14 protein-coding genes are annotated in these 10,366 nt (G+C 66.5%); 8 read left to right on the plus strand and 6 right to left on the minus strand.

Going from position 1 to position 10,366, the window contains the following annotated elements:
• Window positions 1-111 precede the first annotated feature (111 nt).
• The 5 genes from FBY33_RS00555 to FBY33_RS00575 are packed head-to-tail and all read right to left on the minus strand — an operon-like array spanning window position 112 to window position 3,609.
• On the minus strand, window positions 112-789 hold the full coding sequence (locus FBY33_RS00555) for a TIGR00730 family Rossman fold protein (protein WP_142028826.1): 678 nt from the start codon (window positions 787-789) through the stop codon (window positions 112-114).
• A complete protein-coding gene (locus FBY33_RS00560; RefSeq protein ID WP_142028827.1) occupies window positions 786-1,517 on the minus strand; it encodes an ABC transporter ATP-binding protein in 732 nt (243 codons plus the stop codon). The genes FBY33_RS00555 and FBY33_RS00560 overlap by 4 nt, the downstream gene beginning before the upstream one ends.
• The gene (locus FBY33_RS00565) at window positions 1,514-2,620 is read right to left on the minus strand and encodes an ABC transporter permease (RefSeq protein ID WP_142028828.1); all 1,107 of its coding nucleotides are present in this window, start codon (window positions 2,618-2,620) and stop codon (window positions 1,514-1,516) included. Before FBY33_RS00565 ends, FBY33_RS00560 begins: the two co-directional genes overlap by 4 nt.
• Window positions 2,621-2,657: 37 nt before the next feature.
• Window positions 2,658-3,332: a methyltransferase family protein gene (locus tag FBY33_RS00570; RefSeq protein ID WP_142028829.1), complete on the minus strand. Its 675-nt coding sequence runs from the start codon at window positions 3,330-3,332 to the stop codon at window positions 2,658-2,660.
• Window positions 3,322-3,609, minus strand: coding sequence for a DUF2933 domain-containing protein (locus tag FBY33_RS00575; RefSeq protein WP_142028830.1), 288 nt, complete (start codon window positions 3,607-3,609; stop codon window positions 3,322-3,324). Before FBY33_RS00575 ends, FBY33_RS00570 begins: the two co-directional genes overlap by 11 nt.
• Before the next feature lie 227 nt (window positions 3,610-3,836).
• On the opposite strand from FBY33_RS00575, the gene FBY33_RS20850 reads away from it, so the two are divergent.
• Window positions 3,837-3,950: a hypothetical protein gene (locus FBY33_RS20850; RefSeq protein WP_142028831.1), complete on the plus strand. Its 114-nt coding sequence runs from the start codon at window positions 3,837-3,839 to the stop codon at window positions 3,948-3,950.
• A gap of 64 nt (window positions 3,951-4,014) precedes the next feature.
• Here FBY33_RS20850 and FBY33_RS00585 read toward each other — a convergent pair whose 3' ends face one another.
• The gene (locus tag FBY33_RS00585) at window positions 4,015-4,353 is read right to left on the minus strand and encodes a hypothetical protein (RefSeq protein ID WP_235010234.1); all 339 of its coding nucleotides are present in this window, start codon (window positions 4,351-4,353) and stop codon (window positions 4,015-4,017) included.
• 399 nt (window positions 4,354-4,752) lie between these two features.
• Here FBY33_RS00585 and FBY33_RS00595 point away from each other — a divergent pair, with 399 nt between their 5' ends.
• The 7 genes from FBY33_RS00595 to FBY33_RS00625 all read left to right on the plus strand — a co-directional run bounded on the left by FBY33_RS00595 (window position 4,753) and on the right by FBY33_RS00625 (window position 10,285).
• Window positions 4,753-5,226, plus strand: coding sequence for a hypothetical protein (locus FBY33_RS00595; RefSeq protein WP_142028834.1), 474 nt, complete (start codon window positions 4,753-4,755; stop codon window positions 5,224-5,226).
• A gap of 141 nt (window positions 5,227-5,367) precedes the next feature.
• Window positions 5,368-6,009 carry a DUF305 domain-containing protein gene (locus FBY33_RS00600; protein WP_142028835.1) on the plus strand — a complete coding sequence of 214 codons (642 nt, stop codon included), beginning with the start codon at window positions 5,368-5,370 and terminating at the stop codon, window positions 6,007-6,009.
• A gap of 95 nt (window positions 6,010-6,104) precedes the next feature.
• Entirely contained in the window at window positions 6,105-6,989 is an 885-nt protein-coding gene (locus FBY33_RS00605; protein WP_142028836.1) for a F510_1955 family glycosylhydrolase, read from the plus strand.
• Window positions 6,990-7,236: 247 nt separating this feature from the next.
• Window positions 7,237-8,526 (plus strand): MFS transporter, encoded by a 1,290-nt coding sequence (locus FBY33_RS00610; protein ID WP_142028837.1) that lies wholly within the window; start codon window positions 7,237-7,239, stop codon window positions 8,524-8,526.
• On the plus strand, window positions 8,486-8,863 hold the full coding sequence (locus FBY33_RS00615) for an ArsR/SmtB family transcription factor (protein ID WP_142028838.1): 378 nt from the start codon (window positions 8,486-8,488) through the stop codon (window positions 8,861-8,863). Before FBY33_RS00610 ends, FBY33_RS00615 begins: the two co-directional genes overlap by 41 nt.
• Window positions 8,864-8,904: 41 nt before the next feature.
• The gene (locus FBY33_RS00620; protein ID WP_142028839.1) at window positions 8,905-9,540 is read left to right on the plus strand and encodes a hypothetical protein; all 636 of its coding nucleotides are present in this window, start codon (window positions 8,905-8,907) and stop codon (window positions 9,538-9,540) included.
• Window positions 9,541-9,634: 94 nt separating this feature from the next.
• Window positions 9,635-10,285: a copper resistance CopC family protein gene (locus tag FBY33_RS00625; protein WP_142028840.1), complete on the plus strand. Its 651-nt coding sequence runs from the start codon at window positions 9,635-9,637 to the stop codon at window positions 10,283-10,285.
• Window positions 10,286-10,366 lie beyond the last annotated feature (81 nt).

Below are 10,366 nucleotides of genomic sequence, written 5' to 3' on the forward strand. Positions count from 1 at the left end.
GGCGCCTTGCCCCACTATCGTCCCGCCCGGTCTGGGAGGTCAGAGTCTTTGGTCCCTCGCCCGGCCAGCCCTCCGTCTGCAGCGCCCATCCCGCTCATCGCACCTCTTGGCTCAAAGGGTGAGCTGGCGCAGGTGGCATTGCTGGATCAACCCGACGGCTTCATCGATGTCGTCGGTGCACTGCAGCAGCCGGATGTCATCGGGGGCGATGAAGCCCTGGTCCTGGAGGCGTTCCCGGGTCCATGCCATGAGGCCGGCCCAATGCCCGGTTCCGATCAGGATCACGGGGAATTCATGGATTTTTCCGGTCTGGACAAGAGTCAGTGCCTCAAAGAGTTCATCCAGGGTGCCGAACCCGCCGGGAAGGACGACGAAGGCTGAGGCGTACCTGACGAACATGAGTTTTCTCGCGAAGAAGTACCGGAAGGTCATGGACGCGTCCAGGTAGGGGTTGAGCGATTGTTCGTGTCGGAGTTCGATGCCGAGACCGATAGAGGTTCCGCCGGCCTCCGTGGCGCCACGGTTGGCCGCTTCCATCAGGCCCGGGCCTCCTCCGGTGATCACCGCGAACCCTGCTTCGGCAAACCGTGCCCCCATCGTCCGCGCGGCTGCGTACCGCGGATCGTCCGGTGCGGGGCGGGCTGATCCAAACACAGCCACAGCCTTGCCCAGCCGGCCTGAGAGCAGGCGGAAACCGGCGTCGATTTCTGTGCTGATCCGTTCCATCCGGGCAGGGTCATCGGCCGGGTCAGCCAACGCTGCCAGCAGTTCCTCGTCCGTCATCCTCATGCCGGTGCTGCTGCTTCCGGGTGCATGCGGCAGTGCAGGTCGTGTTCCCCGCGTTCTTCCATTGTGAGGCGTCCATCCTCGATGGTGATGACCCGTTTGGCGGCTGTCCGGAGGCGCTGGTCATGGCTGACGATGATGACGGCCCGGTCTTCCCGGCAGGCCGTTTCACACAGGAGCAAGGTCACGTCCTGGCCGGTCTTCGCGTCCAGGTTGGCGGTGGGTTCGTCGGCGAGGATCAGCCGGGGGTCGTTCGCGAGGGACCGGGCAATCGCGACGCGTTGCTTCTCCCCTCCGGAGAGGTCCCGGGGCAGGTTCCGCAGCCGGTGTCCGAGCTGGAGCTGTTCCAGGGCCGCACGGGCTTTGGTCCTGGCTTGTTTCCGGGGCACCCCTGCGGTGAGCAGGGGCATCATGACATTTTCCTCCGCGGTCAGGGCCGAGAGCAGGTTGAAGGTCTGGAAGACGAACCCGAATTCACGCAGCCGCAGCCGGGACAGCTGCCCCGGTCCCAGGGTGGAGGTGTCCTGCCCGGAGATGAGGATCCGCCCGGTCGTGGGGGACATGAGGGTGCCGATCATGGACAGCAGGGTTGTCTTTCCGGACCCGGAGGGGCCCATCACGAGCACAATTTCCCCGGCGTCAATGCTGAGGGATACGTGGTCCACGGCGGTCACGGCCGTGTGCCCGGCACCGAAGGTCTTGGACACGTCCTGGACGGCGACAACGCTCATGCGCGGAACACCTCCGCCGGGTCGATACGGGCCAGCCGCCGGACCGGCAGCAGTGAGGACACCACGGCCATGACCACGGTGACGCCGAAGATCCAAGCGGCATCGAACCACCGGATTTCCGTGATGAATTCCGGGACGTAGTTTCCCGCGGCAGCATTGACGGCCAGGGCCAGGGCCGCTCCCACGAGATACCCGAGCACGGCCGCGGTGACGGCCTGCTCCACCACGACGGCGTAGAGCTGGCGGTTGCTCACCCCGATGGCCTTCAGGACCCCGTATTCGCGGGCCTTTTCGATGGTCGAGGTGAAAATGGTCAGTCCGATCACGGTCATGCCCACGGCGATCCCGATCAGCAGCAGCACCAGGATGATCGGCAGGAAGGTGTCCCGGACGATGTTCGTGTTGTTCTCCACGAACCTCTCCTTGGTGATCGCATCGACCGCCGGGTTAGCCTCGATCCGGGACGCGACCCCTGCCGCGTCGGTGCCGTCCTTGACAGTGACGAGGAAAAAGTTGGTGGCTCCGGGCAGCTGGAGGATGCTTTCGGCATCGTCTTTGGTGGCGAACGCGAAGGAGAAGCTGAGAATGTATCCGCCCTCGGAATAGCCGGACACTTTCAGTTCCCTGCCGGCGACCGGGATGGTGTCTCCGATCCTGATGTTCTCGCTGCGTGCGACCACCCGGTCGATGATGATTTCGCCCTTGTCCGGGACGGCCTTGCCTTCGACGACCCGGGCGGGGGCGCCGACGTTGTTCTCCGTGTCGTCAGCGATGACGTAGAGGTTGATGTCCTTGCCGTTGTGCGCGAAGGCCACGCGGCGCCCGCTGAACGGTTTGGCGGTGGCAACCCCGGGAACGCCGGTGAGGAAATCCCTGACGGTCAGGGGCAGCACGGACGGGGTGTGGAACATGTCCGTCGCGCCGGTCTGGGTGATCCAGTAATCCGCAGGAACGGTGCGGATGTACTCGCCGATCTTGTTGCTCCAGCCCTGGTACAGGCCCTGGATGCTCATGATCAGCAGCACGCTGAACGCCACCCCGCCGACGCTGATCAGCAGCCGGGTCTTTTCCTGCACCAGGTTCTTTATGGCCAGGAACAGCATGGCGCCACTTCCCGGGCTGCCTCCGGCCGCCCGGGCATTACAGCCCCTCCTGGGGTGCCGGCCCTCCACTGCCTGCGGTCCGCCGTCCCACCCGCGGGACGAACCCGGGGACCTGGCGCCGGTAGGCGGCGTACTCCTCGCCGAACTCAGCCTCCATCATCCGTTCTTCGCTCCGGGCGAGGCGCAGGTACACGATGACCAGGACCGGGAACATGAGAAGGGTCAGCAGCGTGGGCCACTGCAGCAGGAACCCGGCCATGATGATCAGGAATCCCACGTATTGCGGGTGTCGGATCCTGCCGTAGGGGCCCGTGACGGCGAGGCGGTGGTCCCGTTGGGCCGCGAAGAGAACCTGCCAGGACAGGTAGAGCAGGATGAACCCTGCCGCGATCAGCACGTTGCTGAGCAGGTGCAGCGGGCTCAAGTGCGGATCGCCCTGCCAGCCGGTCAGGTCCTCCCACAGATGCCCAGAGTTATGGGTCAGCAGATCCAGGCCCGGGATACTGTTCCCCAACCAGCCGGACAGCACATATATGGTCAGCGGGAAGCCGTACATCTCGGTGAACAGCGCAACGATGAACGCGGAGAATCCGCCCAGCGCCCGCCAGTCCAGCCTGGTCCTGGGCCGGACGAAACTGAAGGCGAAGATGATGAACACGGCCGAATTGATGATGACCAGCCACCACAGGTTATAGCCGTAGTCAGTGGACATGGCCGGCACCGCCCCAGGGGCGGGCAGGCCCTTCCGGGGCTTGCTGCCCGCCGTGCCCCTGATGCGTGGAGCCCCCGTGTCCGCCATGGCCATGGCCGCCATGCCCGAACATGCAAAAACCCATCACCAGCACCACCCCCAGGTAGGGCAGCGCATCCAGGACATGGAGCCAGTGGTTGGAGATCAGATACACGGCGGCCACCGCAATGAGGACGGTCAGCAGGCCCTGCGTCCAGGGCCGGGGCGGGACGTGCCCCGGGGCAGGAAAAGTGCTCATGCCACAAAGTGTCAGGCCGAGACGGCCGGACGGGTAGTGCCCAACGTCCCACAGGGCTGCAGCTGCTGCTCCCCGGCAGCGGAAACGCGCCCGGTGGCCTCCACCCACGCGCGGCCGGCGGCCCAGGCATCCCGTGCCCAGTACGCCGTGGAAGGGCTGACCTGCGGGCAATGTGTCCGGACCGTTGAACAGGCGTCTCCGGGGTAGCCGGAGTTGAGTCGGCAACGGTGGACCTGGTGCCGGGCGGCACGTCGCGGCTGACCATCACCGGCACCGCGGAACGGGAGGCGCTGGCCGAAGCCATCAGCTCCTCCGGCTACGTCCTGGCAGGCGCGAACTAGCCCTGCGTACGCACGCGAGCCGCGGGCATACGGATGAACACCGGATGCCCGCGGCCCGGGCTGGTTAATGGCCCGGGTGATCGGTGTGGTCCACAGCCGGCGCCGGAGAAGGTGTTGTCACGTCCCCTTCGGCGCCGCTGATGGCCGGGCCGATGACGAATGCGGACAGGGAGAACATGGCGGCGAAGACCAGCAGACCCACGGCCGGCGCAACCCAGCTGCCGAATCGCCGGTAGAGACGGATCAGCATGGGAACGGAGGCCAGCAGCCCGAGCGCTCCGAACAGTGCGGTGCCGCCCGATCCTGCCACGAACGCGGTCCCTGCCAGCAGCCCTATGTGGTGCAGGACGTGCGGCAGGAGCCCCATGACCAGGCCGACCGCGCCAACGACCGTGTGCCACATGCTCTGGAGCCTGCCCCGGACGGTCCGCCCGGCAACCGGCCCGCCACGGGGGGCGGCAGGCGGATGCACATGCGAGGCGTGATCACCGGTCACGGCCGTTGCCGCGCCTCCGTGAGAGCCCATTCCAGCGCAACGCGGGAGGAGGCGGAGCCATCCACCCCGGCCAGAATCCTGAATTCTTCATCGCCACCCATGACTGGCGCCCTCCGCGTGGTTCTTCACAGCTGCTGCCCTAGTGTCTTCTGCGCCTGTTTTTCGGCGCAAGGGCCTTAGTTCCCTGCATGAGGACCGGTCCGGGCTGAAACCGGATCCGGCGCAGGCCCGTCGTATGGGACGGCGCCCTGGCACGCTGCCGGTAATCTTGAAACCAAAGACCTCAAGGAAGGGAGGAGGACCGTCATGACCGCACCGGTGCGTACCAGCGCGATCACGTTCCTTCGCCGCGCGGGTCTTTTCGGAGCCGTCCTGGCGCTTATTGCCGGAATTTTCGGCATGCATGTCATGACGACCACCCACGCCCTGCACTCACCGTCCATGGCGGCAGCGGCCGGCAGCGCCCATCACGAAGCACCCGTTGGCGGGCATACCGGAGGACACCTTCCCGTGTCTTTGGCCCCGGATCTGCCAGGTTTCCAGACCGTTTCAGGTCCGGATGCCAGCCATTGCCCGGACTCGGGCAACTGCACCAGCATGCAGGCCATGTCAGCGTCCTGCACCCCGTCCGCGAAGTCCGGTTCCCTGGCCGCACCGCTGCCAGGTACCTGGGTCGCCGCCAGGAGCACCAACACAGCGTCCCCCACTGATACCAGCGCGGGCTGGTCCTATCTACCCGGCAGTCCTTCACCGGGTGAACTCTGCATCAGCCGAACGTAAACCGCCGTCCTGCGCTGTGACCTGACCGTCGCTACCCCTGCCCGGTGCCGGCCCGTTCGAGCCCCTCCGGCATATCACCGATGCACACTCACCAACCAGGACGCCCACGCGCCCCAGATGTCTTGAAGGACCCCAAAAACCATGATGAACAAGAAGTTCGTTGCCCTTTCCACCACTGCCGTCGCCGCAGCACTCGCCCTCGCCGGGTGCTCTACCGGCACCATCGGCTCCACCGCCACTTCCAGCTCCGCCTCGACCGGAAGCTCGATGCCGGGTATGGACCATGGCAGTTCGGGGATGATGTCCAGCAGCGCACCGGCCGCCTCGGCCGAACACAACGCGGCCGACGCCATGTTCGCGCAGGGAATGATCCCGCACCACGAACAGGCCGTGGAAATGAGCGAGATGATGCTGCAGAAGAAGGACATTCCCGCGGCGGTAACCGAGCTCGCCACGAGGATCAAGGCGGCCCAGGCACCGGAGATCGAAACGATGACGGGTTGGCTGAAGAGCTGGAACGAATCCGCGACCATGGGCGCCGGCCACAGCATGGACGGCATGATGGGCGACGATGACCTGAAGCAGCTCGAAGCCGCCCAAGGCACCGAAGCAGCCACGCGCTTCCTGACCCAAATGATCGCCCACCACGAAGGCGCCGTCATGATGGCCAAAACCGAATCGTCCCAAGGCAGGAATGCTGACGCAATCAAGCTCAGCAAACACATCGTGAGCGCGCAGGAAGCCGAAATCAAGGAAATGAAGGACCTGCTGGCCACCCTCTAGCCAGCGCATCCTGAGGGCACCGCCCCACCGGGGGACCGGTGCCCTCCGGCGCCTTACCCAACATCCCCTGGCCCCCTTCGTTTTTGGAGTTCCCCATGCCCCTGCACGCTTTAACCCGCCACCGGCCCGCGACTGCCCTCGCCGCAACAGCCGCCCTGGTCCTCGCTTTGTCCGCCTGCAGCCCGGGCCCCACATCCGGAGCTCCCGTTACCGCCCCGTCCGCGGCCGCCTCTGACGTGCCCAGCTCCCACGTTCATGGCCTGAGCGTGAACCGCGAAACCAATCAGGTGCTGCTCGCCACCCACGACGGCCTGTTTGATGTCACCAAATCCCCCGCTACCAAAATTGGGGCCACCAGCGACCTGATGGGGTTCACCGCCGCAGCCGACCAAGGTGTTTTCTATGCTTCCGGGCACCCGGGCCCCGGCTCAGATCTGCCTAACCCCCTGGGCCTGATCAAATCCGTGGACGGCGGCAAAACCTGGGAGCAGCTCTCCCGCCAGGGCGAATCGGACTTTCATGCCCTCGCTACAACCAGGTCCGGGATCGCTGCTTACGACGGGACGCTTCGGATCAGCCCCGACGGTAAAACCTGGTCCGACGTCGCAGCCGGTTTCGTTCCGGCCGTCCTGGCCGGCACACCGGAGGCGGATACTGTTCTGGCCACCACGCGGGATGGGCTCCAACGCTCCACCAACGGCGGCAAAACCTGGGAACGGGTCACCACAGCCCCGATCATCCAGTTCGCGGCGTTTGCCAGCGGGACTGAAGTCCTCGGCGTTGAACCCGACGGCACGGTCCACCATTCAGCAGACGCCGGCAATACCTGGACCCGCGCGGGCCGGATCGAGGGCCGGGTCCAGGCGATCACCGCGGTGAAGGGAGCTGGGGACAAACCCTGGATGTGGGCCGCCACCACCGAAGGTCTGGTCGTGTCCACCGACGCAGGGATGACATTCCGTCCTGCCCATGCAGCCTGACGATGAACACCGGTGAACCAAGGCCGCCCCCACCCCAGTGGTGGCGGTTGTAGTGCTGAACGCTCATCACGGTGCTCGCCGCTGTCGCGGTCCCCGCCGTCGGGGACAAGGGTGACCTCGCTCTTGGTCTGATGCGTTTCGATCAAGGATCGCCGCCACGAAGGTGGCCACCGGAATTTTATTGCCCATCATTCAGGGATAGTCTTATGTGCACACCTACGCACATTTGCACTTGGAGGGGTTAGGCATGCTCTCAGTTCTTCGGGATAAAACCTACCGGCGGTTATTTGCCGCGCAGGTAGTGGCGCTGCTGGGTACGGGGCTGCTGACCGTGGCGCTGGGTTTGCTGGCGTTCGGCCTGGCCGGGAAGGACGCCGGAGCCGTCCTGGGCACTGCCCTGACCATCAAGATGTTCGCGTACGTCGGCTTCGCCCCGGTGATCAACGCCGTGGTGGCACGGCTGCCCAAGAAGCCGGTGCTGATCGGCGCGGACCTGATCCGGGCCGGAATGGCGTTATGTCTGCCGTTCATTACCGAGACCTGGCAGATCTACGTGGTGATCTTCCTGCTGCAGTCAGCCTCAGCAACGTTTACGCCCGCGTTCCAGTCGCTGATCCCGGCCGTCCTCAAGGACGAGAAGGACTACACCCGGGCACTCTCCCTCTCCCGCCTGGCCTACGACATGGAAGCACTGGTAAGCCCGGCCATTGCCGCGCTGCTGCTGACCGTCCTCAGCTACAACAACCTGTTCCTCGGAACGGTGGGTGGCTTCCTTTTCTCGGCGCTGATGGTGATCCTGACCGTTCTGCCGGCCACCGGCCCCGTCCAGCAGGGCGGGGCGTCCTCCCTCTGGCACCGCACCACCCTGGGCACCCGGATCTTCTGGCGGAACCGGAAGCTGCGCTCATTGCTCGCGTTGAACCTGGTGGCCTCCGCCCCCACCGCGCTGGTGCTGGTGAACAGCGTGGTGGTGGTGCGGCAGGTCCTGCACCGCCCGGACACTGACCTGGCCCTGGCACTTGCCTGCTTCGGCGTGGGGTCCATGGCGGTGGCCCTGTCCGCGCCGCGGATCCTTGAACGGCTGGGTGACCGGACGGTGATGCTTACCGGCGCCGCCGTCATCCCGGTGGCCCTGGCCGGGGCCGCCGTGCTGCTGTTCCTGCCCGCCGGGGATTCGACGTGGTGGTGGCTCCTGGTGCTGTGGTTCGTGCTCGGCGCCGGCAACTCCACCATCCTGACCCCCTCCGCACGGCTTCTGCGGGAAGCGTCCACGGAGGAAACCCGGCCCTACGTTTTCACCGCCCAGTTCTCCCTCTCGCACGCCTGCTACATCATCAGCTACCCAGTGGCCGGCATCGCAGGGGCGGCCGCCGGTTTGGGCCCGGCTTCGCTGGCGCTGCTGATTCTTGCGATGATAGGGACGGCAGGAGCTTTCCTGTCCTGGCCACGGCACACAGACCGGACGGCCGGATCGACCGAGAGCAGGGAGCAAGGGGATGGGCAGCGAACCACAGCACGCCACCAGCCCCGCGCCTGACGCGCCTTCGCTGGTCCACCAGGTAGCTCCCGGGCCCCAACTGCTGGAAACAGCCGCCGGGACCCTGCGGATGCTGGCCGAACCCACCCGGCTGCACCTGCTGTGGCAGCTCGCTGAGGGGCCCAAGTCCGTCACCGAACTGGCGCAGGCCTCCACCGTGCCCCGGACCGTGGTTAGCCAGCACCTGGCCAAGCTGCGGCTCAGCGGCCTGGTGGATACGCACAGGAACGGCCGGCACATCATCTACTCCCTGCACGACGGGCACCTGGTCCGCCTGATCCGGGAGACGATCAACCACGCGGACCACCGCCTCACCGGCGAACCGACCCACGACTAACCCCCGCATCCCAGGCGGGCCACTGGCAGGAAGGCAGGACCATGCCCACACAGGCACCCCTGACCCTGCCGCGCGCCCTCACCGTCACCGGCCTGATCCTGGGAATCGCGGCTGCCGCGCACACCGCCGCCGGCGGGCTCCTGCCGGCTCCTTCCGTGCTTGCGGTGCTGGCCGTCCTGGTCCTGCTCCCGGTCACAGTCCTGGCCCGGCGGCGGCTGGGTCCCGGCTCGATCACCGCAGCGCTGGCTCTTGGGCAGGTGGCCCTGCATGAGGCGTTCAACGCCCTTCCCCAAACCGCCGAACACTGCATGTCAGCGGGCATCGCAGCCTACGGACACCATCAAGCCCAAACCGTCCCAGGCTGCGCAACCGCAGGGACCAGGCTCACGGCCCTGAACGTCCCGGCGCTCCCCGAACCGGCCATGACGGGGGCCCATATCCTTGCCGTGGCGCTCACCGCCCTGCTGCTGGCCCGCGGGGAATCGGCGCTGTGGCGGATGCTGGCCTGGTTCGCGCCCCTCGCCGTGATCCTGCGCGTCAAGGTCCTGCCGCTGTGGGTTCCCCCGGCGGCGCCCAGGGTTTCATTCTTCCCGCGGCTGCACCCGTGCCTGCGGGTTCCTGCCCTCCGCGGCCCGCCGGTTTCTGCCCAGGGACTGTCGGCCTCCGCCACCCTGTGATGCCGCGGTCCCAACCGCTGCCAGTCATCCAGTCTTTCTTTGCCTGACCGCACCACGCCGGTGCTTCAGGCTGTCCCGAAAGGACACCCAGCACGTGAAATCTTCAGTCCGCCGCGCCCGCACCGCCGGCGCCTTGGCCGCCCTCCTTGCCCTGTCCGCCGTTGCCGGCACGGCCCCGGCGCAGGCACACGATGCGCTTGCCTCCAGCAGCCCCGCCAACGGGCAAACCATCAGCACCAACCCCGGCAAGGTCTCCATCACCCTGAGCAACGCCCCGGACACCCGGCTGCCCGGATCAAACTCCATCAAGGTCACCGCCCCCGACGGGCATGTAGTCAGCGCCGGCGAGCCCACCGTGGACGGCAACACCCTCAGCACGGACGCGGACATCGACCACCCCGGCAAGCACACGGTGGAATGGCGGGCGGTTTCGGCCGACGGTCATCCCATCGACGGGACCTTCAGCTTCACCTACACCCCTGACAAAGCAGCCGCCTCCGAAGGAACCGGTCACACTGAAGGAGCCGGCACCCACCAGGAATCGTCGGCTCCCGCCACGGCTCCGGCAGCTGCTGCAGCAACGACACCAGCGCCGGAAGCCCAGGCTGCCACGCCCGCCGCTGCACAAAGCGCCAACAATACGGGGCTGTTCATCGGGCTCGGGGCGGTCCTGCTGGTCCTCGTGGCCGTGGGCGCCTACCTGATCGGCCGCCGCACGAAAGCCGCAGCAAGCAAGACCGACTAGACACACAGAACCACAGGGCCCGTCCGGAGCGTCAGCTTCCGGACGGGCCTTAGATGGTTCCCGGTCAAGACGCCCGAGCCG

Origin of the sequence: Arthrobacter sp. SLBN-112 (genome assembly GCF_006715225.1) — a bacterium.
Classification (GTDB): Bacteria; Actinomycetota; Actinomycetes; order Actinomycetales; family Micrococcaceae; genus Arthrobacter.